Source organism: Streptomyces sp. NPDC002623, from assembly GCF_053592635.1.
Genome location: NZ_JBSFWB010000005.1, coordinates 23,672 through 47,584, shown reverse-complemented (window position 1 = coordinate 47,584; position 23,913 = coordinate 23,672). Strand labels below are relative to the sequence as shown.

The window sequence follows — 23,913 nt, the reverse complement described above, 5'->3', positions numbered from 1 at the left end:
CGCGTGTCCCTCGCACGCTCCGGGGAGATTCCGTGACGAGAGGTGTATCAGGGCCGCCGAGCGGCGATCCTTATGCCCGCACGGGCACATACGGACACCTGTCGAAGGCGTGTCACGGGGGAAGTGCGAACAGTGAAACCTACCGCTCCGGGCGGAGCCGCCCTGGAACTCCTGGTCCACGGTGTGGGTGGCGCCACGCCCGAGAAGATGCTGAACGATCCGCGCACGGTACGGATCACCGGTGACGAGACGGCGGCCGTCTTCCGACGCGCCGGGGACGTCGCCGCCGACTCCGCCCCCGACCCCGGCGACGACCGCGGCCGCGCGACCCCGGTCCCCGAGGCCTACGTCTGGTCCAACCTCACCTCCGGCAACGGCACCCGCGCCCTGTGGCTGTTGCTGCTGCCGTTCATGGTCGTCAACCTCGCCCACTGGATGCGCCCCGCCGCCGCCCGCGAACGCACCCGCGCGGTGCGGTTCTACGGGCTGCTGGTGCGGCTCGCCGCGCTGAGCCTGACGGTGCTGCTCGTCGCCGCGGCCTGCGAGGTCGCCCTCGACCTGACGGCCTGGCAGTGCGCGGGCACGCACGCGTGCGCAGAGCGTCACTCCTGGCTGGGCTTCCTCTCGCCGACGCTCTCCGACGGCGGCTGGTGGAGCCTGCCCGGCCGCCGGCTGGCCCTCGCGGCGCTCGTGCCGACCGCTCTCGTCGGCCTCCTGTGGTACCTCTCCCACCGCACCTGGCGGGCGTACGAGTCCCAGGAACCCCTCGACCGCACGCCCGAACCCGAGAACGGCCCAGGGCACACCGCGCTCGGCCGGCCCGGTTTCTGGTACGGGCGCCGCCTGGTGGCCCGTCTGCGCGCCGCCCACACCGCGGCCGGCCTGCTCACGGTGGCTGCGGCGATCGGCACCGCGGCCGCCCGCCAGGACCGCCGACCCGGCGGCCCGGCCCTCCTCGACGTGCTCGGCCGGCTGCTGGAGGCGTCCCTGGTCACGGGCGCGCTGGTCACGGCGTGGGTGGTGTGCCGCCGGGGCCGCAGCGAACGCCGCCTCGACCGTCGCCTCGACGCCCACCTCGTGCACCGTCTGCCGCTGGCCGCCCTCGTCCTGCTCGCCCTCACGCTCGTGTACGCCGGCTGGGACCGCCCCGGCTGGACCTCCGAGGGCCGCCTCCCGGGCGACGCGACCTTCGGCGGCCTCGCCATCGCCCAGGGAGCCCTGGTGATCGCCCTCGCGATCGTCGCCCGCACCCTGCACCACTGCCCGCAGAACACGGCCACGCCCGGGGAACGCTGTGCCCTGCACGGGCTCGGCGGGCCCGCGGTCGCGATGCTGGCCTGCGCCCTGGGCGGCGTGATGTCCGGCGGTGTCTCGCAGCGGGTGTCGGACTGGCTCGACGGCACCGGAACCTTCCTCGACGGACCGCCGGTCCTGCTGACCTGGCAGGCGTCCGTGATCCCCGTACTCCTCGTCGTCCTGCTGGTGCTGTGCGCGGTGCTCGCCCGCCGGACCCTGCTGCTGACACGGGCCGAGCAGGACAAGGTGATCAGCGAGTACGGAGTGGCGCCCGGCGACCCGGCCCGCACCCGGCGCATCGCCCGCGCCCGCGCCATGGCCACGCTCACCGACCGCGCCCCGCTCCTCGTCGCCGTCACCTCCACCGCGACGCTGCTGCTGGGCGCGGGCGCGCTCGTCGGCGCCTTCGGCACCGGGAAGACACCGGTCCGGGCCGGGGAGACGGCTCAGCCCTTCGTGCACGGCGCGGCCCAGACCGTGCAGGCACTGGGCTCCTGGCTCATCGGACTCGGCTTCATACTGTTCGTCACCTGGGGCAGGCGCGCCTACAAGGACGCCTCCGCGCGCCGCACCATCGGCATCCTCTGGGACGTCGGCACCTTCTGGCCGAGAGCCGCGCACCCCTTCGCCCCGCCCTGCTACGCCGAGCGCGCGGTACCCGACCTGACCTGGCGGATGGCCTCCTGGACACGGGCCACCGGCGGACGACTGGTCATCTCCGGCCACTCCCAGGGCAGCGTCCTCGCGGCCGCCGCGGCCTGGCAGCTGAAGCCCTCCGACCGCAAACGGGTCGCCCTGCTCACCTACGGCTCCCCGATCGAGCGCCTCTACGGCCGCTGGTTCCCGGCCCACTTCGGACCCGAAGCGCTCGACGCGCTGCACCAGGACATCGACTGCTGGCGCAACCTCTACCGGCCGACCGACCCCATCGGCGGTCCGGTGCGGCTGTCCGGCGACGACTGCGGCCCCCAGGTGGACCGCGAACCCCTCGCCGACCCCCTGTCGTACGGGCGCACCGAGGCGCACCCGCTGCCCACGCCCGTCCTGGGCCACTCCGACTACCAGGCCGACCCGGCGTTCGCGGAAGAACGCGAGCTGCTGCTGGCCCGGCTGCGACCCGAGGTTCCCGTGCAGCGCACCTGACCGGGTCAGGGCAGCTCGGGCAGGTCCTCCGCGTACAGCAACGTCAGATCGTCCTTGCTGGGCTCCGCCACCTGCGCGACGCGGCTCGCGTGCCGCTCCACCATCGCCTCGAACGTCTGGCGTGCGGTACGCCCGTTGCCGAACGCGGGGCCCTTCGGGAGTTCCGTGAAGTACTTCAGCAGGGCCTCCGAGGTGGCCGGGCCCAGCTGGTACTCATGCTCCTCGGCCTGCTGCTCCACGATCCGCAGCAGCTCCTCGGGGCCGTAGTCGCCGAAGGTGATGGTCCGCGAGAAACGGGACGCCACCCCGGGGTTGACCGAGAGGAACCGCTCCATCTCCGCCGTGTAGCCCGCCACGATCACGACCACGGAGTCCCGGTGGTCCTCCATCAGCTTCACGAGGGTGTCGATGGCCTCCTTGCCGAAGTCGCGGCCCGCGTCCTCCGGCGACAGCGCGTACGCCTCGTCGATGAACAGCACACCGCCGTGCGCCCGTTGGAAGGCCTCCTGGGTGCGGATCGCCGTCGAGCCGATGTGCTCGCCGACCAGATCGACCCGGGACACCTCGACGAGATGGCCCTTCTCCAGGACGTGGAGCGAGGCGAGGATCTCGCCGTAGAGGCGCGCGACCGTCGTCTTGCCGGTGCCGGGGGAGCCGGTGAAGACCAGATGGCGCTTGACGGACGCCGCCTTGAGGCCCGCCTGCTGACGGCGCCGGCCGACCTCGATCATGTCGATGAGGGCCCGCACCTCGCGCTTGACGCTGTCCAGGCCCACCAGGGTGTCCAGCTCACCGAGCACGTCCTTGGAGGACCGTACCGAGATCTCCGGGTCGGCGGCGGACGGCTGCGCCTCGGGCACGGTGGCGCGCTGTTCGGGGATCGCACCGAGCAGGCCCGGTGACTGGGCGGTCGTCTGCACGGCCGGTTCCGGGGCCGCCGAAGCGCCCGGAGTCCGCACCCCCGCGCTCTCGTCGCTGGTGCAGTCCTCGACCACGGGGCCGGAACCGGACGTGGCGTCGCCCCCGGCGTCCGCGAACTCGTAGCCGCCCCGCGCACAGCGCTCCGTACGGCACTTCCGCAGCGTCGTACGGCTGCCGTCTATCACATGGAAGCCGTAGCCGCCGCTGTTGGTCACCCGGCAGTTCAGGAAGCTGCCGCGACCGCCGGCCGACACATAGAACCCGGCCTCGGCGGGGGAGTCCACCGTGCAGCGCTCGACGGTGGGGTCGGCGCCCTTGGTGACGATCACGCCGGTCTGCGTGCCGTCCACGGTGCAGTTGTTGAGGGTGCCGCCGCTGCCGTGGTCGCGGAACCAGGCACCGGTCGCCGCGTCCCGGATCCGGCAGTCGTCGAGCTGGGCCGTCGCGCCGTCGCTCACCGACACGGCCGTGTTGCGGACCTGGGAGAGGTCGCTGTCGACGACGTCCGCGCGGGAGCCGCGGTCGAGGACGAACAGCGCGTCCGGCACGTCGTGCACCCGGCAGGAGTCGAGGACCGCGGTGGCGCCGTCGCTGACCCAGACGGCCGGGTAGTCGCCGGTGCTGTCGAAGATCTCGCACTGGTTGGCGTCCACGCGCGTGCCCGGGTCCCACACCGACAGCCCGTTGCGACCGAACTGACGCACCGTCGTACGGGTCAGGGTCAGCACCGAGCGGGAGCGCAGATCGACCGCGTTCTCCGGGATGTCGTGGATCCGGCAGTCCGCCAGCGTGAGCACCGCGTCCGTGTCGAGGGTGACGCCGTCGGCGGTGGTGCGGTGCACATCGCAGTCGGTGAGGTGCGCGGCGGCCCGGGCGGTGATCTGGACGCCGCTGCCCCGGACCTCGTAGACCTCGCAACCCACCGCCTCCAGGGCGGAGTTGTCGCCGGTCGCGCTCAGGCCCGCGCCCGAGGTGTGGTGCACCCGGCAGCGCTCCAGCCGGGGGTGGCCGCCCCCGCGCACCGAGACGCCCGCCTGACCTGCGGCGACGACCTCGCACTCCTCGAAGACACCGCCGCCGCCGTCGACCACGGCGATGCCGATGCCCGCCGGGTTGTCGACCGTGCACCGCCGGACCGTCGGGCGGGCGCTGCCGCGCACCTCGATGCCCGCCGCGGACCGCGTGACGATCCGCAGGTCCAGCAGCTCGGGCGTGCCCTCCTCGACGAGCACCGCGGGCGCGGCCGCGTCCTGGCCCTCCACATGCAGGTCCTGCACCACGGCCGAGGCGCGCACCGTCAGCGGCACCCCGTCCAGCGGCGCCAGGCGCACGGAACCGGGGGAGCCCTCGGGGCCGCGCAGGGTCACCGACCGCTCCACGACGAGGTTCTCCCGGTAGGTGCCGGGAGCGATGGTGAGGACGTCCCCCTCGGCCGCGGCCTCCAGGGCGGCGGCGAGCGATGCGTACTCACCCGTGCGGCGCCGCCACCTCGATGTGCCGGTGTGCGTCACCTGGACCGTGCCCTGTGCCATGGCGTTGCTGTGCCCCCACCTCGTGGTACGCGGGTTGATGCCGAATGGTTCGGCCGGACCACCGTAGCGTGCGCGCGGGTGGTGGGTTGACCAGAGACGAAAGGCCGTCAGCTGCCGGTGCCGGTGCGGCCCCAGTCCGGGCCCGCCCGGTCCCATGCCTGGTCCCAACGGGCGTACCGGCGGCGGACCATGCGCCAGACGATCAGCCGACGGGCGGCCTCGACGGCGCCCGCGGTGAGCAGGGCCGCGCCGAAGCCGGCGAGCACGGCGTGCGTCGTCGCCGTGGCGGAGTCCAGCGGGCGGGCCGTCGGGCGGCCGTGGCCGTCCGTCCATATCTCGAAGTGGTCGCCGCTGTGCGGGGTCTGGAGGCCCGCCAGGACCGTGCCGTGCTGCGCGGTGCCGTCCGGCGCCGTCCAGTCCGCGACGACCCGGGTACGGGCCTCCCGGCCGGTGGCGGTCTCGGGATCCACCTCCAGCGGCGAACCGTCCGCCTTCCGCACCACGGTGGCCGTGACCTCGTGGCGCGACTCGCGCTGCTCGCGGACCGATCGCTGCAGGACGTCCTGCGCGACGCCGCCCACGAGGGAGCCCACCGCCGGCGCGACGAGGAGGATCAGGAGCAGGGCCGACAGGGCCACCCACGCCTCGACCAGATCCGTCCTACGGCGCAGCGGGTTGTGTCGCCAGCGCCAGATTCCGTCGATCGCTCGCACCGTCCGCACCCCCTTCCCCGCTCCGTGATAACCCCCGGCGGAGCCGTTCACGCGCGAGCCCGGTGAAAGAGAGAGCGAAATCACCAGGGCTCGGGACGTCTCATGAACTTCTCACGCAATCCCAACGCTTCGGGACCGGGCGGGGGTTCCCACGGATCGGCCGGCTCGCCACCAGGCGCTAGCCGACGACGCGCACCGGATCGCCGACGGTGATCGTGCCGCGGGAGAGGGGCACCAGGTTCTGTCCGAAGACCAGCTTGCCGCCGAGGCGCCGGTGCCGGCCCAGGGTGTGCAGGGGTTCCCTGCCGCGCTCCGCGGTGCCCTGGTCGGTGGTGGTCACGACACACCGGCCGCACGGCTTGGCGACCCGGAACTCGACCTCGCCGACCGCGAGGCGCGACCAGCCGTCCTCCGCCCAGGGGTCGGTGCCCGCCACGACCAGGTTCGGCCGGAACCGGTTCATCGGCAGCGGTCCCTCCTCGGCGTGCTCGCCCCGGGCGATCAGGGAGTTGAGGGCGTCGAGGGAGGCGGTGGCGGCGGCCAGCAGCGGAAATCCGTCGGCGAAGGCGACGGTCTCGCCGGGCAGCGCGTACGCGGGGTCCACCGCCCTGCGCGTCGCGGGGTCGTCCATGTGCACCAGCCGGACGTCGGCGCCCACGTGGGCGCTGCACCAGGCGTGCGCGGCGTCGTCGGCGAGGACCCCCTCCACCTTGTCGCGGAAGATCTGCAACGAGACCGTGCCCACCGGCTCGGGCACCGCCACGGTCAGCGGCTCCAGACCGGGCGCGGACAGACGCACGCCGCCGCCGGGCAGAAGCTCGGCGGCGGCCAGTGCGAGGCGCGGCTGCTGACGTTGTGTGACGACCTTTCCCCCGTCGTCGATCAGCGCCCAGCGTCGGTCTCCGGCCAGCCCCCAGGGCTCCACTACGGCCGTACGGGGCTCCTGGCCCCGGAACGCCTTGACCGGATGGACGTGAATCGACAGCAGGTGCGCGGTGCCCATGAGGTCATCCTGCCAGGCGGCGCCGACGACCTCGGACGGCTTTTAGTAGCCGCGGTACTGCTGGTTGTTGTACGGGTCCTGGTACTGCGGCGCGGCGGGCCGGGGAGCGGCGGGGCGCATCGCCTCGTAGCCCGTGCCGGGACCCGCCGGGCGCTGCTGCTGCGCCTGGGGACCGGGGTAGCCGCGCGGCGGGCCGGCCTGCGGCGGGATGTACGCCGCCGGGGCCTGCTGCAGCGGCGAGGGCTGCTGCGCCTGCGGGTAGCCGTAGGGCTGCTGGGACGGACCCGCCGGGAGCGCGGGCAGCGCCGACGGCAACGCGGGCAGGTTGCTGCCGCCCATGCCCATGTCGTACGCGGCGGGGACCCGGATCGGGGCGATCTGCGGGGTCCCCCGCTCGGCCACGAGCGAGTCGTAGATCGGAGTGTCCGGGAAGGAGGCGTAGTAGCCGCCGCCATAGGTGGAGCGGGGGGAGGTCATGGCACATAAGTTAAGCCCACGATGTGCTGGTTGGGGAGACCGATAAGAGGGTTGTTTTCCGTGTCGGCAGTGACCTTGGAGCCCCAATGCGAGCGAACTTGGGAAAAAAGGACGGCAATCACGTTGTAGATCGTGTAAAGGCCGAGTTCCCGGCGGGTTACCAAGGGTTGGCCAGGGCTGTTCCTGTGCTCCTCATGGGCCTTCGCCGCCCTGCGCAATAGGTTGGCCGGGTAGACAAACCGGAGGGGTGCCGGGGCGGATGCTGCCCCGACACCGACACGCGATGGGGGCGTACATGTCAATGTCGAAGGGTTCCAATGCTCCGGTGCCGACCACGGCACTGCGGGTGGAATTGGGCTGGCGCTCGGGACCGGGCGTTCCGGACGCGGACGCCTCGGCGCTGCTGCTCGTGGGCGGAAAGGTCCGCTCCGACGCCGATTTCGTCTTCTACAACCAGCCGGCCCATTCCTCCGGAGCAGTCCGCCACGAAGGCAAACGCGACGCCGGAGGCCGGGTGACCGACACCCTTCTGGTCGATCTCGCGCGCGTGGAGCCCGCGATCGAGACCGTCGTCCTGGCCGCCTCGACGGACGGCGGCGCGTTCGGCCGGGTCCCGGACCTCTACATCGAGGTACGGGACGCGGCACAGAGCACGGTCGTGGCACGGTTCGACAGCGCGGGCGCCACGGTCGAGACGGCCTTCGTGCTGGGCGAGTTCTACCGCCGCCAGGGCGCCTGGAAGTTCCGGGCCGTCGGCCAGGGCTACGGCAGCGGTCTCGAAGGGCTGGCCACGGACTTCGGGATCACCGTGGACGAGCCGCAGCACGCGGCCGCCCCCGCTCCGACGACGCCCCGGACACCGCCGGCGCCTCCTCAGTCACCGCCTCCTCCGCCGGCGATGGTGCCCGCCTTCCCGGTCACCGTGCCCCCACCCGTTCGCCAGGGCCCGCCGTCTGCGCCGCCGGCCCCGCCCGTCGCACCGGTCCGGCTGACCAAGGTGACGCTCACCAAGGCCGCACCCTCGGTGTCCCTGAGCAAGCAGGGCGGCACCTCGGGCGCCCTGCGGGTGAACCTCAACTGGGAGGTGCGCAAGCAGTTCTCCGGGTGGGGCAGCAAGCGCGGGCGCGCGATGGCCCTGCACAACGACCTCGACCTCGACCTGTGCGCCCTGTTCGAGCTCGCCGACGGCCGCAAGGGCGTGGTCCAGGCTCTCGGCAACTCCTTCGGCGCCCTGAACCAACCGCCCTACATCCACCTCGACGGCGACGACCGCACCGGCGCGGTGGCGAGCGGCGAGAACCTCACCGTCAACCTCGACCACAGGAGCGACTTCCGGCGCATCCTCGTCTTCGTGACCATCTACGAGGGCGCGCGCTCCTTCGCCGACCTGCACGCCACGGTCACTCTGCAACCCCAGTACGGCGCACCGATCGACTTCTCGCTGGACGAGTGCACGGTCCCCTCGACCGTCTGCGCACTCGCGCTGATCACCAACCACGGCGGCGACCTCGTCGTCCAGCGCGAGGCCCGCTACCTGGTGCCCGACCGCGGGGTGAGCCCGCAGCGGACCGTCGACCACGCCTACGGGTGGGGCATGAACTGGACGCCGGGCCGTAAGTAAAGGGGTCTCCCGACGGACTCAGCCCTCGTCGGCGACGGCGTCCGGACGTGCGTAGGTGCGGCCCTTCCAGGCCGCACCGCGCCCCCGGTAGTGCTGGACCGCGGAATCGACCGTCATCAGGAGGTAGAGGAACGCGGTGAACGGCAGCAGAGGGGCGAGCCACAGCGGCTGCCGGCAGTAGCGGAGCATCGGCAGATAGGTCCCCGTCATCACCAGCCACGCCAGGCCGCCGAACACCGCGGCGGCCGTGCTGCCGACGGCGAGCCCGCCGAGCAGCGCGAGCGGCGGCGCCAGGTACACCAGGGCGAGGCCGAGCACCGTGCCGACGAGCAGCAGCGGGTTGTGCCGCAGCTGCGCGTAGGCGCTGCGCGACACCATCCGCCACAGGTCGTGCAGCCTCGGGTACGGGCGCACGCTGTCGACGCGGTCCGCCAGTCCCAGCCAGATATGGCCGCCCCCGGACTTCACGGCCCGCGCGAGCGCCACGTCGTCGATGACGGCCTGCCGGATGGCGTCCGGGATCCGCGCCCGCTCGGCCGCCTCGGTGCGCAGCAGGACGCAGCCCCCCGCAGCGGCCGCCGTCCGCGCCCCGCGCCGGCCGATCCGGCGGAAGGGATAGAGCTGCGCGAAGAAGTAGACGAAGGCCGGGACCACCAGCCGCTCCCACCGGCTCTCCACCCGCAGCCGGGCCATCTGCGAGACGACGTCGAACCCCCCGGTGCGCGCCGCCGCCACCAGTTCCCGCAGGCTGTCGGGGGCGTGCGCGATGTCGGCGTCCGTCAGGAGGAGGTACTCGGGCTCACGCGCGCGTGCCAGGCCGACCCCATGGCGTACCGCCCACAGCTTCCCGGTCCAGCCCGCGGGCGGTTCGCCCGGCGAGTCCACGGTCAGCGGGAGCCCGCCGTGCCGCCGGGCGAGCGTGCGCGCCAGCGCGCCGGTGCCGTCGCGGCTGCCGTCGTCGACGAGGAAGATCTCCGCCCGCCCCGGATAGTCCTGCGCGAGCAGTGAGGGCAGGCTCTCGGGCAGCACCGCCGCCTCGTCGCGCGCGGGGACCACGACACAGACCGACGGCCACTCCTGCGGATCCCTGCGGGCGGGGAGCCTGACGTCCGTGCGCCAGAAGAAACCCTGACAGAGCAGCAGCCACAGCCAGGCGAGCAGGGACAGGGCGGCGATCCATACGATGGCGCTCACGCGCGCAGTCTGCCCCACCCGGCCCGGCCGCAAGAGCACATCGTCTATCGTGGCCGGGTGAAGATCGCGCTCATGGACTCCGGAATCGGTCTGCTGGCGGCCACCGCCGCGGTACGGCGCCTGCGACCCGACGCCGATCTCGTGCTCTCCCTCGACCCCGACGGCATGCCCTGGGGTGCGCGCACCACGCAGGATCTCACCGAGCGGGCCGTGGCCGTCGCCGAGGCCGCGGCCGGCTACCGGCCCGAGGCCCTGATCGTCGGCTGCAACACGGCGACCGTGCACGCGCTGTCGGCCCTGCGGGCCCTTCTGGAACCCGCCGTCCCGGTGATCGGCACCGTCCCGGCGATCAAGCCGGCCGCGGCCGGCGGCGGCCCCGTCGCGATCTGGGCCACGCCCGCCACCACCGGCAGCCCCTACCAGCGGGGCCTGATCGAGGACTTCGCCGGCGGCGTCACGGTCGCCGAGGTGCCCTGCCGGGGGCTGGCCGAGGCCGTGGAGCACGCGGACGAGTCGGCGATCGACGCGGCGGTCGCCGCGGCCGCCGCCCTCACCCCCGACGATGTGACGACCGTGGTCCTGGGCTGCACCCACTACGAGCTGGTCGCCGACCGCATCCGCGCGGCCGTGCAGCGTCCCGGGCGGCCGCCGCTCGTCCTGCACGGCTCGGCGGGCGCCGTGGCCGCGCAGGCACTGCGCCGGATCGGCGCGCGTCCCGAGCCCGAGACGTCCGCCCTCGGCGCAGTGACGGTTCTGCTCAGCGGCCGGGTGGGCGCTCTCCCGGCGCCCGCGCTGGCCTACCCGGAAGGCCGACTGCTCCAGGCGGCCGTCAGCCCGGCCCCCTGATCTGCGGCTGCCGACCGCTCTCCCCGGGCGGAGCAGTCACCCTGCGCAACGTGCTACCGGCGCAGCGAAACCTGAGTAACCTCATGTGTATGAGGGACCACGCCCACGACGAGAGCACCCCGCTTCCGGACGTCCCGCATCACGACGCCTCCCATCCCGATGTGTGGACCGGCCGCGCGACGAACCGGTTCCAGTGGCTGCTCGCGCTCGTCGGCGCCGCCTGCATGGCGCTCGGCGTCGAGCTCGCCGTCGACTCCGCGTGGACGTCCGGCATCGCCCCGCTCGCGATGGCCGTCGTCGGCTGCATCGCCGCCGGGCTGCTGGTCCTCTTCGGCACCCTCGCCTTCGTCCATGTCGATCTGAAGCTCGACAAGGAGTGCGTCGAAGTGCGCTGCGGCCACATCGGCGTGCCGCGCCGCCGCATCCCGCTGTCCCATGTCGCCGGAGCCGACTTCGAACCGCTTGTCACCCCGCGTCACTGGGGCGGCTGGGGTTATCGCTGGCGGCCGGAGATGGGCACCGCGGTCGTCGTGCGCCGGGGCGAGGGCGTGGTGCTGCGGCTCTGGGACGGGCACACCTTCACGATCACCGTGGACGACGCGGAGTCGGCCGTCCGCGCCATCAGGGACCGGCTGCGGACGGGCATGCCGGGCTCCGCGCACTGACCTGCCCCGTCCGTCAGGCGGCCGGACGGTCGCCGTGGTGCACGTCCCTCTCGACGAACTCCGACGCCGCTTCGGGCATCGCGGGCTGCTCCTCGGCGAGCGGTCGGGCCGTTGCCAGGCCGGCCAGCAGCCCCGCACCCACCGAGACCGTGGTGAAACTCAGCGCGTTGCCGATCGCGGCGACGGCGGCGAGAGCCGTGAGCGTGGCGCCCGCGCTGAGGACCACCGGCGTGGGGCGCGGCGCGCGCCAGAGCGCGAACAGCACCCAGCAGAAGACCGCGGCGAGCAGCAGACTTCCGACGACGCCCTGCTCCGCCGCCAGCTGCAGCGGCGCCGAGTGCGGCTTGCCGTCGGACAGCGACGCCTCGGCCGCCGTCGGGCTCAGCTCTGCGAAGCGTCCGGGGCCCACGCCCAGGCCGGCCTCGCGGCGGGCCATGCCCAGGGCGTCGTGCCACAGATCGATCCGGCGCTGCGTGAGCCGGCCCGTCAGGGCGCCGGTGAGGCCGGCCGGCAGCGCTTTCGCGGCGACCGCCCAGGTCAGGCCCGTCACCAGGGCGGTGGCGACGGCCAGCGTCGCGAGCGCCGGACCCCGGTGTCGGATCCGGCCGGCGGCCAGGGAGCACAGCAGCACGACACAACAGGTCACCACGGCCGTGGTCGAGCCCAGGAGCGCCCCGGCGACCGCGCCGCCCGCGGCGAGCAGCCACAGCGCGAGCCGTAGCAGCGGCACGCGCGTGGCCCACGCGGCACAGCACGCGGCGCCGGCCGACAGAGTCAGCACGGCGGCGGTGGCGCCGGCGTGGCCCAGCGGCGCGACGGTCTCGGGTCCCGGGGCGAGCCGGGGCAGCGTCACCGTCAGCGTGAGGCCCGCCACCGCCCCGGCGCAGGGTGCGGCGACCGGCAGCAGCGCTCCGGAGATCCGCCCCGCCGCGTATCCGGCGGACAGCGCCAGCACCGCGAGCAGGACGCCCTCGGGGCGTCCGCCGTGCACGGCGGCGGTGACCAGGGACCAGACGGCGCAGGCCCCGAGCACGGCCACGCCCGCCGCGTCAGAAACGTTTCGTCTTTCTCCGGTCTCTCCGGCTTCTCCGTTGTCGCCGTCCGCGCCCGTTCCGGCCGCAGACGTCATCCCCGTGGAACCCACCCGTCCCCCCGAACCCGGTCGCCCCCGCGACCGTGACGGCCCTGAACCGTGACGGACCCCGACCGCCCGCGCGACCGGAGCTCTGGCACACGGTAACGGCTGATGGGCGGTTTGTGGATGAGTTGCGCCGGGGTCGTGCGCCGGGGTGGTGCGCCCGCCCCACGGACTGCGCTGTCGGCCAAAAGGTCACGCGCCGTACACTCCCGGAGTGACCGTCACCGCAACTTCCGTGGGCCAGTCGGACGAGCTGGAGCCCCGCACCGCGCCGACCGCGCGCGGCGCCCGGCTCCTGCGCCTCGTCCCGGCCGCCGCAGCGGCGCTCTCCGGAGTGCTGCTCTACGTCAGCTTCCCGCCGCGCACGCTGTGGTGGCTGGCGCTGCCGGCCTTCGCGATCTTCGGCTGGGTGCTGCGCGGACGCAGCTGGAAGGCGGCCCTCGGCCTCGGTTACCTCTTCGGCCTCGGCTTCCTGCTGCCGCTGCTGGTGTGGACCGGTGTGGAGGTCGGCCCCGGACCGTGGCTCGCCCTGGTGGCCATCGAGGCGGTCTTCGTCGCGCTGGTCGGCGTCGGCGTCGCCGCGGTGTCGAAGCTGCCGGCCTGGCCGGTGTGGGCGGCCGCGCTCTGGATCGCCGGCGAGGCGGCACGCGCGCGTGTGCCCTTCCGCGGCTTCCCCTGGGGCAAGATCGCCTTCGGCCAGGCGGACGGCGTGTTCCTGCCCCTCGCCGCGCTCGGCGGCACCCCCGTGCTCGGCTTCGCGGTCGTCCTGTGCGGCTTCGGCCTGTACGACGTCGTGCGACTCGTCCTGGAGCGGCGGCGCTCGGGCGAGGTGCGGCGGTCGGCGGCCGCCGTGGCCCTGCTCAGCATGGCCGTCCCGGTCGTGGCCGCCCTGGCCTCCCGGGCGCTCGTGAGCGACAAGGCGGAGGACGGCACCGCGACGGTCGCCGTCATCCAGGGCAACGTGCCCCGCCTCGGCCTGGAGTTCAACGCCCAGCGCCGGGCCGTGCTCGACTACCACGTGCGGGAGACGGAGCGGCTGGCCGCCGAGGTCAAGGCGGGCAAGGTCGCCCAGCCCGACTTCGTGCTGTGGCCCGAGAACTCCTCCGACATCGACCCCTTCGCCTATGCGGACGCCGCCGCCGTCATCGACAAGGCGGCCAAGGCGATCGGCGCGCCGATCTCGGTCGGCGGGGTCGTCGAGCGGGACGGCAAGCTCTACAACGAGCAGATCCTGTGGGACCCGGTCGAGGGCCCGACCCAGACGTACGACAAGCGGCAGGTCCAGCCGTTCGGGGAGTACCTCCCGCTGCGCTCGTTCATCGGCGCCATCAACGAGACCTGGACCTCCATGGTCCACCAGGACTTCAGCCGGGGCAGCAAGCCGGGCGTCTTCGACATGGACGGCGCCAAGGTCGGCCTCGCCACCTGCTACGAGGCGGCCTTCGACTGGGCCGTACGGGACACGGTCACCCACGGAGCGCAGATGATCTCCGTGCCCAGCAACAACGCCACCTTCGACCGCAGCGAGATGACCTACCAGCAGCTCGCCATGTCCCGCGTCCGCGCGGTCGAGCACAGCCGGACCGTGACGGTGCCCGTGACCAGCGGCGTCAGCGCGATCATCATGCCGGACGGGAAGATCACCCAGAAGACCGGCATGTTCGTCGCGGACTCCCTGGTGCAGAAGGTGCCCCTGCGCTCCTCGGAGACCCCGGCCACGAAGCTGGGCATCCTGCCCGAGATCGCCCTGCTGCTCGTCGCCGTCGGCGGCCTGGGCTGGGCGATCGGCTCCGGGCTGCGGACCCGGCGCAGCGCGACGGACTGACCAGGCCGCTTGGATAGGGTCGGTCGTATGCCGACTCCTGAGTTCATCACCGAGATCCGGGCCTCTGCGGGCCACCAACTGCTCTGGCTTCCCGGCGTCAGCGCCGTCGTCCTCGACGACGAGGGCCGGGTGCTGCTGGGACAGCGGGCGGACAACCACGAGTGGTGCGTGATCTCGGGCATCCCGGACCCGGGCGAGCAGCCCGCGGACTGCGCCGTGCGGGAGGTGTACGAGGAGGCGGGCGTGAGGTGCGTCCCCGAGCGGGTCGTCCTGGTCCGCGCCGGACGGCGGGTGGAGTATCCGAACGGCGACAAGTGCCAGTTCATGGACGTCACCTTCCGCTGCCGGGCCGTCGGCGGCGAGGCCCGGGTCAACGACGACGAGTCGATCGCGGTGGGCTGGTTCGCGGTGGACGCCCTGCCGCCGATGGGGGAGCGACAGCTGTTCCGGATCAAGCAGGCGCTCTCCGACGAACCCACATGGTTCGACACCACTACTTCGGAGTGAAGTATGGGCGGTGACCACATGGGGCGAGGGCGTGGCCCTGCCTAGGGTCGAGGCATGACTTCGCCCCGGGCCGCCTCCCCTGCCGCCGCCTCCGGACCCGTCGCCCCCGCGCTCGACCTCGCAGGCCGCACCGCCCTCGTCACCGGCGCCGCCGGCGGCATCGGACGCGCCTGCGTTCTGCGGCTCGCGGCCGCCGGGGCCGAGGTCCGGGCCGTCGACCGGGACGCGGCCGGCCTGGAGCGGCTCGCCGAGAACGCGGCCGGGCTGCCCGGCTCGGTCGCGCCCCAGGTCCTGGACCTCACCGACCTGGACGCCGCCGAACGCGCCGCCGCCGGAACCGACGTGCTGGTCAACAACGCCGGCCTGCAACGGGTGGCCCCCCTGGAGGAGTTCCCGCCGGACGTCTTCCACACGATGCTCACCGTGATGCTGGAGGCGCCGTTCCGGCTCGTCCGCGGCGCCCTGCCCCATATGTACGAGCAGGGGTGGGGCCGCGTCGTCAACGTGTCCTCCGTCCACGGACTGCGCGCCTCCGCCTACAAGTCGGCGTACGTCGCCGCGAAACACGGGCTCGAAGGCCTGTCCAAGACCGTCGCCCTCGAAGGCGCGGCCCACGGCGTGACGTCCAACTGCGTCAACCCCGGCTATGTGCGCACCCCGCTCGTGCAGCGGCAGCTCGCCGACCAGGCGCGCACGCACGGCATCCCCGAGGAACGCGTGCTGACCGAGATCCTGCTGCAGAGCAGCGCCGTCAAACGGCTCGTCGAACCGGCGGAGGTCGCCGAGGCCGTCGCCTATCTGTGCGCCCCGCAGGCGTCCTTCGTGACGGGGACATCGCTGGTCCTCGACGGCGGCTGGACCGCGCACTGAGCCCGTGGCCGCCCGGCCCGGACGGAGTTTTCCACAGGGCCGACGGGGCGGCCCGGCGATGAGGAATCCTGAGGGCATGTCCCGCGATCACGTGAAGGGCGCCGTCGCAGCCCCCGCCCCCGCCGACGACGCCGACGCGCCGTTCCTCGAACTGCTCGCCCGGGGTGCGGCCGCCGAGGCGTACGACCGGCCCGTGCTGCTGGCCCGCGCCGAGGGGGTCTCCGGCGAGCGGATCGCGGCACTCGAACACGCCAGGCTGCTCGCGCTACGGGTGCGCACGGAGCTGGAGGGCCGACGGCGCCGGGAGGCCGAGCTCTCGGCGCTCTTCGAGACGGCCCACGACCTCGCGGGCCTGCGTGACGCGGACGCGGTCCTGCGGGCCATCGTGCAACGGGCCCGCTCGCTGCTCGGCACCGACGTCGCCTACCTCAGCCTGAACGACCCGGCCAGGGGCGACACCTACATGCGGGTCACCGAAGGCTCCGTCGCGGCCCGCTTCCAGCAGCTGCGCCTGGGCATGGGGGAGGGCCTCGGCGGGCTGGTCGCCCAGACGGCGCGTCCGTACGTCACCGACGACTACTTCCGGGACGACCGTTTCCGGCACACGGCGACCATCGACGCGGGCGTGCGGGACGAGGGGCTGGTGGCGATCCTCGGGGTTCCGCTGACGCTGGGGCCGAACGTCATCGGGGTGCTGTTCGCCGCCGACCGGCGGGCCCGGGTCTTCGAACGCGAGCAGATCGCCCTGCTCGGATCCTTCGCCGCGCTCGCCGCGGCCGCCATCGACACGGCCGACCTGCTCACCGAGACCCGCTCGGCCCTGGCCGGTCTGGAGCGCGCCAACGAGATCATCCGGGACCGCAGCGCGGTCATCGAGCGCGCCTCGGACGTCCATGACCGGCTGACCGAACTGGTCCTGCGCGGCGGCGGGGTCCACGACGTGGCCGCCGCGGTGTCCCAAGTGCTGGGCAGCGCCGTGGAGTTCACGGAGCGCGCACCGGCCGCCGCGGTGGAGGCGTCCCGCGCGCAGGGCCATGCCGTACGGCACGAGGAGGACTGGATCGCGGCGGTGGCGGCGGGCGGGGAACTGCTCGGCGCCCTGGTGCTGCGCGGCCGTCCAGGACTCGACCCGGTCGACCAACTCACCCTGGAGCGGGCCGCGACGGTGACGTCCCTGCTGCTCCTGGCGCGACGCTCGGCGGCCGAGGCGGAGCAGCGCGTCCGCGGCGAGCTCCTGGACGACCTGCTGGAGGCCCGCGACCGCGACCCGCGACTGCTGCGCGAGCGCGCCGCCCGGCTGCACGCCGACCTCGACGCGCCGCATGTCGTGCTCGCGGCCCGCCTCGACACCGCCACGCCCGAGAGCGCCGGGCCCGAGACCGCCGGGCCCGCGAGAGCCGTGCCGGACGCCGACCAGGAGGCGGCCGCCCGCCGCCGGCTGTGGTCCGCCGCCTCCCACCTCGCCGCCACCCGGCACGGCCTGGCCGCGGCCCGCGACGGCGGAACCGTCCTGCTGCTGCCCCTGGAACCCGGCGACACCGCCACGGAGTTGGCCCGCCGCACCGCGCTGCAACTGGGCGCCGCCGTCCGTGAGACGGTCACCGTCGGCGCGTCCGCCCCGGTGCACGGCCTCACCGCCGGCCCGGACGCGGTGGTCGCCGGGTACGAGGAGGGCCGCCGCTGTCTGGACGCCCTGAGGCTGCTGGGCCGGTCCGGCGACGGGGCGGCGGCCGAGGACTTCGGCTTCCTGGGGCTGCTCCTCGCGGGAGAGCGGGACGTGGCCGGTTTCGTCGACCGCACCATAGGCCGGGTCGTCGCCTACGACGAACAGCGCGGCACCGATCTGTTGCGCACGCTCGACGCGTACTTCGCCTCAGGCATGAGTCCCGCCCGCACCAAGGATGAACTCCACGTCCACGTCAACACGGTGGCCCAGCGTCTGGAGCGCGTCGGCCGGCTTCTGGGCGACGACTGGCAGCGTCCGGACCGCGCACTGGAGGTACAACTCGCTTTGAGATTGCACCGGTTGACGCTTCCGGCCCGGAACTGACCGTCGTACGGAGGCAGGGAGGCAGGTCGATCGGCGGTTGAACAGACGGCTTTCGGAACTATTTCGGTTGTGGCCGGAAACATGCGTCCTCAAGACGGCATATTCGCCGCATTATGATAGCTATGAGTAGCGAAACTTTCGTTCGGGAACTGCTCGTGCCGAGTGTCCTGTGTCCTTTCCCCGTCGCCCGCGACGAGAGGGCGGCGCGCAGGGCAGACGAAGAAATCGTTGCTTGGGCACAGGGCCTCGGTCTCTTTCCGGGGCAGCGGGCCGAGTTGAGCGGGTACCGGTTCGGCACCTTCGCGGCGTTGACGCACCCTGACGCGGTCGACGACGATCACCTGTTGCTCGCGGCCCGCAACATGACCGCTCTCTTCGCTGCGGACGACCACTACTGCGACGAGGGAGTCGAAGGCGTCCGGCTGGCCCTGAGCGCCTCGAAGCTCGCGGGGACGTTGACCGCGTTGGAGAGCTGCTCACCGATGCCCGACTGTCCCTCGGTCGAGGACTTCGTCGGCGGCGACCCGGTGACGCATGCGCTCCGCGAGACCGCGGGCCACTTGGCACGCCTGGGCACGCCGACGCAAGTAGGCCGTTTGCGCCACGAGACGATTGCCACATTCCTGGCCATGGCGGCCGAGAACTCCTGGCGTATCGCCGGGCATGTCCCCGATCCCGCGGAGTACCTGGCGCATCGCAAGTACAACGGCGCCATGGCCTGTCTGGCGCTGATCGACGTCGTCGGCGGCTACGAACTGTCCGCCCGGGACTGGGAAGACCCCGGCGTACGGTCGCTGTCGCTCGCCGCCTCGCTGATGATCATGCTGGTGAACGACCTGTACTCGGTCGCCAAGGAGAGTGCGGACGTCGGCAGTCACAGCCTGCCCACGGTGCTGTCCGCACGCCACGGCTGGTGTCTCGAGCAGAGCATGGACGCGACCGGCGAGCTCCACGACCGCCTCATGCGCGCCTATCTGCGTCTGGAGCCCGAGGTCGCGCGCGGCGCCTCGCCCGAACTCGGCCGCTACCTCGGCGGACTGCGGCACTGGATGCGCGGAAACCTCGAATGGCACACCCTCACCGGACGGCACAACCATCGCGAGGGGCGCCCCACCCCCAGGACGGGGCCGCAGGGGCCCACCCATGATCGGCTGGAGGGCGATGCGCAGTCCTGGCCCGCCGCCGGTCTCTGCCCGCACTGCGGGGACCGCCACGAGGCGGCGACGGCGGTCGCGTAGACCCGCGGTCGCCTGAACCTGCGGTCGCGTGATCACGGTCGCGTGGACCGCCCCCACGCGTCGAATCCTTGACCCCCGGTCGGTGCTCCACGATGCTTGTTGCGGCTCATGAGAAGTGTGCCGTAATGAGCAACATCAGACTCAGGTCTCGCACCAACCGAGGAGTGGCCATGACTCATCAGGTCCGTGCTGTCGTCGCGCGCGGCAAGGGCGCCCCCGTCAGCCTGGAGACGATCATCGTGCCCGACCCGGGCCCGGGCGAGGCGCTGGTGAAGATCGAGGCCTGCGGGGTCTGCCACACCGATCTGCACTATCGCGAGGGCGGCATCAACGACGACTTCCCCTTCCTGCTGGGCCACGAGGCCGCGGGTGTGGTGGAGTCGGTGGGGCAGGGCGTCACCGACGTCGCCCCGGGTGATTTCGTCATCCTCAACTGGCGTGCCGTCTGTGGGCAGTGCCGGGCCTGTCTGCGCGGACGCCCGCAGTACTGCTTCGACACCCACAACGCGAAGCAGAAGATGACCCTGCTCGACGGCACCGAGCTGTCGCCGGCCCTGGGCATCGGCGCCTTCGCGGAGAAGACGCTGGTGGCCGCGGGGCAGTGCACCAAGGTCGACCGGGCGGCCTCGGCGGCCGCCGTCGGCCTGCTGGGCTGTGGCGTGATGGCGGGCATCGGCGCGGCCATCAACACCGGCCAGGTCGGACGCGGTGACAGCGTGGCTGTCATCGGCTGCGGCGGCGTCGGGGACGCCGCCGTCGTCGGAGCGCACCTGGCGGGCGCGGCGAAGATCATCGCCGTGGACATCGACGACAACAAGCTGGCCACCGCCCAGAAGCTGGGCGCGACCCACGCGGTCAACTCCCAGAACACCGACGCGGTCGAGGCGATCCGGGAGCTGACCGGCGGCTTCGGCGCCGATGTCGTCATCGAGGCGGTGGGCCGCCCGGAGACGTACAAGCAGGCGTTCTACGCCCGTGACCTGGCCGGCACGGTCGTCCTCGTCGGGGTGCCGACCCCGGAGATGAAGCTGGAGCTGCCGCTGCTGGACGTCTTCGGTCGGGGCGGCGCGCTGAAGTCCTCCTGGTACGGCGACTGCCTGCCGAGCCGGGACTTCCCCATGCTTGTCGACCTCTATCTGCAGGGCCGGCTGGACCTGGACGCGTTCGTCACCGAGACCATGGCGCTGGACGACGTCGAGAAGGCCTTCGAGCGGATGCACGGCGGCGACGTGCTGCGCTCGGTGGTGGTCTTCTGATGGCCGGCGCCCGTGTCGAGCATCTCGTCACCTCGGGGACGTTCTCCCTGGACGGCGGCACCTGGGACGTCGACAACAACGTGTGGATCGTCGGCGACGACAGCGAGGCGATCGTCGTCGACGCCGCGCACGACGCCGAGGCGATCGAGGCGGCCCTCGGCGGGCGCACCCTGCGCGCCATCGTGTGCACCCACGCCCACAACGACCACATCGACGCCGCGCCCGAACTCGCGGCGCGCACCGGCGCCCCGATCCTGCTGCACGGCGACGACCTGCCGCTGTGGAAGCAGACCCACCCCGACCGGATGCCCGACGGCGAACTCGCCGACGGCCAGGTCCTCGACGTGGCCGGCGTCGAGCTGACCGTGCTGCACACCCCGGGCCATGCCCCCGGCGCGGTGTGTCTGTACGCGCCGGGCCTGGCGGCCCTGTTCAGCGGAGACACGCTGTTCGCGGGCGGACCGGGGGCGACGGGACGGTCGTACAGCGACTTCCCGACGATCGTGGACTCCATCCGGCACCGGCTGCTGACGCTGGAGGGCGACACCGTCGTGCACACCGGTCACGGGGACACGACCACGATCGCGGCCGAGGCCCCGCACCTTCAGGAGTGGATCGACCGGGGCTTCTGACCGTCGTCCCCGCACTGTGCACGCCCCCTCCCCGACCTGCGGTCCGGCGAGGTGGGCGTGCATTTATTGTCCCCGCTCGCGTTTCGTATGACGCAGAAGGTTGTGTGATGAGAAACAGCAAGAGGCCGCTTCGCGGGCCTTCTGGATGCCTTGACAAGGGTTCGGGGCGACCTCAGACTGATGTTGCGCTTACCGCAATCCGTTTCGCTATACGCACCGAGGTGTCATGATGATTCCCGCGTGCCGACTCGCGGATCTCCCGCGAGGTGAGGCCTTCCGGCTCGACATCGATCCGCCGGTCTCGGTGTTCCACACCGACGACGGCGAGATCTTCGCCATCGACGACACCTGCACCCACCAGGACGCCTCGCTCGCCGACGGCTGGCTGGAGGGCTGCGAGGTGGAATGCCCGCTGCATGCTTCGAAGTTCGACCTGAGGACCGGCGCGGTCGACTCCCCGCCGGCCAAGCTGCCCGTCCGCACCCATGAGGTCGTGGTCGAGGACGGCATGATCCACGTCCGGTTGTCCACGGACGCCCCCAACCTGCCGCCGTGCATCTCGGCCCGGCTGGCCGGGGGTCCCGCGTGAGGACCGTCGCCGTGGTGGGAGCCTCGCTCGCCGGGCTCTCCGCGGCGCGCTCACTGCGCAAGCAAGGGTACGACGGTCGTCTGGTCGTCATCGGGGACGAGTTCCACCGCCCCTACGACCGACCGCCCCTGTCCAAGGAGTTCCTGGCCGGCACCCTCGGTGAGGCGGACCTCGCGCTGGAGACGGACGACGAGGAACTGGCGGCGGAGTGGCTGCTCGGCGTGCGCGCCACCGGACTCGACCACGCCGAGCGCGCCGTCCGGCTCGCCGACGGCCGGACGCTGCGCGCCGACGGCATCGTCATCGCGACCGGCGCCGCCGCGCGCACCCTGCCCGGCTCCGAGGGCCTGGCCGGGGTGCACACCCTGCGCACCCTGGACGACGCCCGCGCCCTGCGGGACGAACTGGGCCGCGGCGGGCGGCTGGTGGTGATCGGCGGCGGCTTCATCGGCGCCGAGGTCGCCTCCACCGCCTACGCCCTCGGGGTCGACGTCACCGTGATCGAGGCCGCCCCGACGCCGCTGGCCGGACCGCTCGGCGAGACCATGGGCGCCGTCGTCTCCGCCCTCCACGCGGACCACGGCGTGCGGCTGTTGTGCGGGGTCGGCGTCAAGGGGCTGAGCGGGGAGAGCCGCGTCGACGCGGTGCTGCTCGAGGACGGCCGCAGCGTTCCCGCGGACATCGTCGTCGTCGGCGTGGGCGCCCGGCCGTGCGTCGAGTGGCTGGAGGGATCCGGTGTGGCCCTCGACAACGGCGTCAAGTGCGGTGCGGACGGTCGCACCAGCCTGGCCGGCGTGGTCGCGGTCGGCGACTGCGCCAACTGGTACGACCCCCGCGCGGGCTCGCATCGTCGCGTCGAGCACTGGACCGGTGCGCTGGAGCGTCCCGCCGCGGCCGTCGCGACGCTGCTGGCGGGGGGCGCGGTGGAGCCGGGTGTGCCCCGGCCGCCCTACTTCTGGTCCGACCAGTACGGCGTGAAGATCCAGTTCGCCGGCTCTGCGGTGGGCGCGGACAGTGTGACGGTCGAGGAGGGCGCTCCCGGCGACCGCAATGTCCTGGCCGTCTACCGGCGGGCCGACCGGCCGGTCGCCGTGCTCGGGATGAACCAGCCGAGGCTGTTCACCCGCTGGCGCAAGCAGTTGAACGCTGCGCTGTGAGCGCCGGATCGAGCTGTCGTTTTTCTGCGGCGCCGCTGTGGCTGGTCGCGCAGTTCCTCGCGCCCCCAGGGGCGCGCTCCTACCACCACGTTTCCTGAGGAGTGCACCGTGACCTCGACCAGTCTGCCGGACAGCCTGATCGCCACCCTCCCCGGCTCCTCCTACACGGATCCGGCGATCTTCGCCCAGGAGCAGGAGCGCATATTCGAGACCATGTGGTTCTGCGTCGCGCGCTCCTCCGAGCTCGCGAAACCCGGCGCCTTCCGGACCGTCGACGTGGGCCGCGAGAGCATCCTGGTCACCCGGGCGCGTGACAACTCCGTCCGCGCCTACTTCAACGTCTGCCGGCATCGCGGCGCCAAGCTGTGCACGGAGGAGAGCGGCGAGGTCAAACGCGCCTTCCAGTGCCCGTACCACGCCTGGACGTACGACCTGAACGGCAAGCTCGTCGCGGCGCCCAACCTCACCAAGATGCCCGACGTCGGTCGCACCGAGTACGGCCTGGTGAGCGTGGCGGTCCGCGAATGGCTCGGCTATGTCTGGGTCTGCCTGGCGGAGAACCCGCCCTCCTTCGAGGAGGACGTCATCGGAGAGGTCATCGGCCGCCTCGGCGACGTCGAGTCGATCGAGCGCTACGACATCGACAACCTCTCGGTGGGCAAGCGGATCGTCTACGACGTCAAGGCGAACTGGAAGCTGATCATCGAGAACTTCATGGAGTGCTACCACTGCGCCACCATCCACCCCGAACTCACCGAGGTGCTCCCCGAGTTCGCGGACGGTTACGCGGCCCAGTACTACGTCGGGCACGGCGCGGAGTTCGGTGAGGAGATCCAGGGGTTCACCGTGGACGGCTCCGAGGGTCTGGACCGCATACCCGGCGTCGCCGAGGACCAGGACCGCCGGTACTACGCGATCACCGTCCGGCCGCAGGTCTTCATCAACCTCGTCCCGGACCATGTGATCTTCCACCGGATGTACCCGGTGGCCGCCGACCGCACGATCGTCGAGTGCGACTGGCTCTACCTCCCGCACGTCGTCGAGACCGGCAAGGACGTCAGCAGGTCCGTGGAGCTGTTCCACCGCGTCAATGTGCAGGACTTCGACGCCTGTGAGCGCACCCAGCCCGGGATGAGCTCCCGGCTGTACGCCAAGGGAGGAGTGCTGGTGCCCAGCGAGCACCACATCGGCGCCTTCCACGACTGGGTGAACGAGCGCCTCGGTACTTCCCAGGGGTGAC

The 23,913-nt window shown here is 72.6% G+C and carries 20 protein-coding genes; 14 read left to right on the top strand and 6 right to left on the bottom strand.

Annotation, left to right across the window (positions count from 1 at the left end; all coding sequences use genetic code 11):
- Positions 1-72 precede the first annotated feature (72 nt).
- Positions 73-2,439, top strand: a complete 2,367-nt coding sequence (locus ACWD4O_RS10685; protein ID WP_451279424.1) for a hypothetical protein — start codon at positions 73-75, stop codon at positions 2,437-2,439.
- 5 nt (positions 2,440-2,444) lie between these two features.
- Here the strand turns inward: ACWD4O_RS10685 and ACWD4O_RS10680 are convergent, their stop codons facing one another.
- The 4 genes from ACWD4O_RS10680 to ACWD4O_RS10665 all read right to left on the bottom strand — a co-directional run bounded on the left by ACWD4O_RS10680 (position 2,445) and on the right by ACWD4O_RS10665 (position 7,085).
- On the bottom strand, positions 2,445-4,892 hold the full coding sequence (locus ACWD4O_RS10680; RefSeq protein WP_451279423.1) for a right-handed parallel beta-helix repeat-containing protein: 2,448 nt from the start codon (positions 4,890-4,892) through the stop codon (positions 2,445-2,447).
- A 107-nt stretch (positions 4,893-4,999) separates the two neighbouring features.
- Positions 5,000-5,605 carry an Rv1733c family protein gene (locus ACWD4O_RS10675; RefSeq protein WP_451279422.1) on the bottom strand — a complete coding sequence of 202 codons (606 nt, stop codon included), beginning with the start codon at positions 5,603-5,605 and terminating at the stop codon, positions 5,000-5,002.
- Positions 5,606-5,783: 178 nt separating this feature from the next.
- The gene (locus ACWD4O_RS10670; RefSeq protein WP_451279421.1) at positions 5,784-6,608 is read right to left on the bottom strand and encodes an MOSC domain-containing protein; all 825 of its coding nucleotides are present in this window, start codon (positions 6,606-6,608) and stop codon (positions 5,784-5,786) included.
- A gap of 42 nt (positions 6,609-6,650) precedes the next feature.
- A complete protein-coding gene (locus tag ACWD4O_RS10665; protein ID WP_351916984.1) occupies positions 6,651-7,085 on the bottom strand; it encodes a DUF6643 family protein in 435 nt (144 codons plus the stop codon).
- 301 nt (positions 7,086-7,386) lie between these two features.
- On the opposite strand from ACWD4O_RS10665, the gene ACWD4O_RS10660 reads away from it, so the two are divergent.
- Positions 7,387-8,706, top strand: coding sequence for a TerD family protein (locus ACWD4O_RS10660; RefSeq protein ID WP_451279654.1), 1,320 nt, complete (start codon positions 7,387-7,389; stop codon positions 8,704-8,706).
- Between the two features lie 18 nt (positions 8,707-8,724).
- On the opposite strand, the gene ACWD4O_RS10655 is transcribed toward ACWD4O_RS10660, so the two are convergent.
- Positions 8,725-9,900, bottom strand: a complete 1,176-nt coding sequence (locus ACWD4O_RS10655; RefSeq protein ID WP_451279420.1) for a glycosyltransferase — start codon at positions 9,898-9,900, stop codon at positions 8,725-8,727.
- Between the two features lie 57 nt (positions 9,901-9,957).
- Here ACWD4O_RS10655 and ACWD4O_RS10650 point away from each other — a divergent pair, with 57 nt between their 5' ends.
- Together ACWD4O_RS10650 and ACWD4O_RS10645 are read left to right on the top strand one after the other, a co-directional pair.
- Complete coding sequence (locus tag ACWD4O_RS10650; protein WP_451279419.1) at positions 9,958-10,746, top strand: glutamate racemase; 789 nt, start codon at positions 9,958-9,960, stop codon at positions 10,744-10,746.
- 89 nt (positions 10,747-10,835) lie between these two features.
- A complete protein-coding gene (locus ACWD4O_RS10645; RefSeq protein WP_451279418.1) occupies positions 10,836-11,411 on the top strand; it encodes a hypothetical protein in 576 nt (191 codons plus the stop codon).
- Positions 11,412-11,424: 13 nt separating this feature from the next.
- On the opposite strand, the gene ACWD4O_RS10640 is transcribed toward ACWD4O_RS10645, so the two are convergent.
- Complete coding sequence (locus ACWD4O_RS10640; RefSeq protein ID WP_451279417.1) at positions 11,425-12,450, bottom strand: O-antigen ligase family protein; 1,026 nt, start codon at positions 12,448-12,450, stop codon at positions 11,425-11,427.
- Positions 12,451-12,763: 313 nt separating this feature from the next.
- On the opposite strand from ACWD4O_RS10640, the gene lnt reads away from it, so the two are divergent.
- The 10 genes from lnt (at position 12,764) to ACWD4O_RS10590 (ending at position 23,912) form a co-directional block, all read left to right on the top strand.
- Entirely contained in the window at positions 12,764-14,374 is a 1,611-nt protein-coding gene (gene lnt / locus ACWD4O_RS10635) for an apolipoprotein N-acyltransferase (RefSeq protein WP_451279415.1), read from the top strand.
- Between the two features lie 27 nt (positions 14,375-14,401).
- Complete coding sequence (locus ACWD4O_RS10630) at positions 14,402-14,881, top strand: NUDIX hydrolase (RefSeq protein ID WP_451279413.1); 480 nt, start codon at positions 14,402-14,404, stop codon at positions 14,879-14,881.
- Positions 14,882-14,935: 54 nt separating this feature from the next.
- A complete protein-coding gene (locus tag ACWD4O_RS10625; RefSeq protein ID WP_451279411.1) occupies positions 14,936-15,751 on the top strand; it encodes a 3-hydroxybutyrate dehydrogenase in 816 nt (271 codons plus the stop codon).
- Positions 15,752-15,827: 76 nt separating this feature from the next.
- The gene (locus ACWD4O_RS10620) at positions 15,828-17,801 is read left to right on the top strand and encodes a helix-turn-helix domain-containing protein (RefSeq protein WP_451279409.1); all 1,974 of its coding nucleotides are present in this window, start codon (positions 15,828-15,830) and stop codon (positions 17,799-17,801) included.
- 308 nt (positions 17,802-18,109) lie between these two features.
- Entirely contained in the window at positions 18,110-19,039 is a 930-nt protein-coding gene (locus tag ACWD4O_RS10615) for a terpene synthase family protein (RefSeq protein WP_451279407.1), read from the top strand.
- A gap of 170 nt (positions 19,040-19,209) precedes the next feature.
- Positions 19,210-20,295 (top strand): S-(hydroxymethyl)mycothiol dehydrogenase, encoded by a 1,086-nt coding sequence (locus ACWD4O_RS10610; protein WP_451279405.1) that lies wholly within the window; start codon positions 19,210-19,212, stop codon positions 20,293-20,295.
- On the top strand, positions 20,295-20,927 hold the full coding sequence (locus tag ACWD4O_RS10605; RefSeq protein WP_451279403.1) for an MBL fold metallo-hydrolase: 633 nt from the start codon (positions 20,295-20,297) through the stop codon (positions 20,925-20,927). The genes ACWD4O_RS10610 and ACWD4O_RS10605 overlap by 1 nt, the downstream gene beginning before the upstream one ends.
- Before the next feature lie 226 nt (positions 20,928-21,153).
- Positions 21,154-21,516: a bifunctional 3-phenylpropionate/cinnamic acid dioxygenase ferredoxin subunit gene (locus ACWD4O_RS10600; RefSeq protein WP_351916962.1), complete on the top strand. Its 363-nt coding sequence runs from the start codon at positions 21,154-21,156 to the stop codon at positions 21,514-21,516.
- Positions 21,513-22,673 carry an NAD(P)/FAD-dependent oxidoreductase gene (locus ACWD4O_RS10595; RefSeq protein ID WP_451279401.1) on the top strand — a complete coding sequence of 387 codons (1,161 nt, stop codon included), beginning with the start codon at positions 21,513-21,515 and terminating at the stop codon, positions 22,671-22,673. Before ACWD4O_RS10600 ends, ACWD4O_RS10595 begins: the two co-directional genes overlap by 4 nt.
- Positions 22,674-22,781: 108 nt before the next feature.
- Positions 22,782-23,912, top strand: a complete 1,131-nt coding sequence (locus ACWD4O_RS10590) for an aromatic ring-hydroxylating oxygenase subunit alpha (protein ID WP_451279399.1) — start codon at positions 22,782-22,784, stop codon at positions 23,910-23,912.
- Position 23,913 lies beyond the last annotated feature (1 nt).